Genomic DNA, 1,528 nt, shown 5'->3' with positions numbered 1-1,528 from the left:
CGCCGGGGCCGGCCAGAGTCCGGCGGCCCCCGCTCCCGGCCGGTGGACGGGCCGTGGCCCGGTGCCCCCGTGCCGCCCCGGGCGCCGCTCGGTGCGGCGGGCCGGCCGACGGATGCGGCCCCGCCACCTCGGCCCGCAGGTGACGGCGTCGGCGAGGCGGTCAGCCGGCCGCCGACCGGGCAGCGGGGTGCCGAGCAGGGACGCTTCGGGCCGGCTGCTTCGGCCAGCGGGGAACTACCAGCCACCGGGGAACGACCGACCGGCGGGGATCGACTGTCCGGCGGCGAGCCGGCGGGCACCGACGAGCGCCCACCGGCTCGTCCGATCGGCCGGCGACGGGCCGCCGAGCCCGCCGAGCCGGTGGTCCCGCGGTCGGGCAACGCGCCCGAGGTGCCGGTGGTGCCCCGCTCCGGCAACGCCCCCGAGGTACCGGAGGTTCCGCGCTCGGGTAACGCCCCCGAGGTGCCGCCGCGCGCGGTGCCGCCCCACCAGGGCCCGGCCGCTCCGGCGGCCGGCGGTCGCGCCGCCGTACCCGGTGTGGAGGACTCGGGGCCGCTGCCGCCGCGCGGCGAGTACGCGCCGCGCCGGTCCGGTGGCGGACGCCGACGGGCCCGCGAGGACGACGACGGCCCCACCACCGCCCGGCCCGGTACGGGGACACGGCCGGCAGCCGGCCCGGACCCCGGCCCGGGTGGCGGCCAGGCGACGCCCCCGGACGGTGGATCCCCGTCGCCGCGCCCACCCTCCGGCGGGTACCCCACGGTGCCGCCGTCGGGCGGGCCCGCCGCGCTGCGCCCGCCGTCGGGCGGGCACCCGACCCTGCCTCCACCGTCGGGCGCTCACTCGACGCTGCGCCCGCCGTCGGGCGCGCACTCGACCCTGCCTCCACCGTCGGATGGGCACTCGACGCTGCGCCCGCCGTCGGGCCCGCATGCGGTGCCGCCCCAGCCCTCGGGCGCGCACCCGACGCTGCGCGCACGGTCGGGTGGGCATCCGACGGTGCGTCCGTCCGAGGGCGGTCGGCCACCGGGCCGTCCGGCGGCCGACGGGGCAGCGCCCGCACGAGCGTCGACGGACGAGCCGACCGGGGGACATCCGGCGGGGCGTCCGCCGGCCGCCGGCCGGGCCGGTGAGCATCCGGTCGGACCCCCGCCCGGGGCCGGGCGGGCATCCGCCCCACCACCGGGCGCGGGGCGTGCCCCCGGTCCGGCGACCGGGGCCGTGCGATCCCGGGTGCCGGTACCGGGCGGCCCGGACCCGGACAGCCGTCCGGACGGCCCTCCCGCCGACGCGCCCCGCCCGGACGGTCCGCACCAGCCAGGCGGGCGTCAGCCGGGTCCGCACCATTCAGGTCAGCACCAGTCGGGACCGCACCAGCCGGGTCCGCGTCAGTCGGGGCCGCACCAGTCGGGACCCCAGCAGGGTGGTTCGTCGCCTCAGGCTGGTCCACGGCAGCCCGGCCCGCATCGGGGTGGCCCGCGCCAGGACGGGCCGGCGTCCGACGTCGCCCCGGGCGTAGCCGGTCCCG

General features: G+C 82.1%; 1 protein-coding gene. It reads right to left on the bottom strand.

Annotated elements, in window-relative coordinates; all coding sequences use genetic code 11:
- Positions 1-1,347: 1,347 nt before the first annotated feature.
- On the bottom strand, positions 1,348-1,528 hold a 181-nt coding region (locus tag AWW66_RS34730), incomplete at its 5' end, for a hypothetical protein (RefSeq protein WP_169807213.1).

The organism is Micromonospora rosaria (genome assembly GCF_001567585.1).
Lineage (GTDB): Bacteria > Actinomycetota > Actinomycetes > Mycobacteriales > Micromonosporaceae > Micromonospora > Micromonospora rosaria.
The sequence above is the reverse complement of the archived record's forward strand: the minus strand, read 5'-3'. Positions and strand labels throughout refer to the sequence as shown.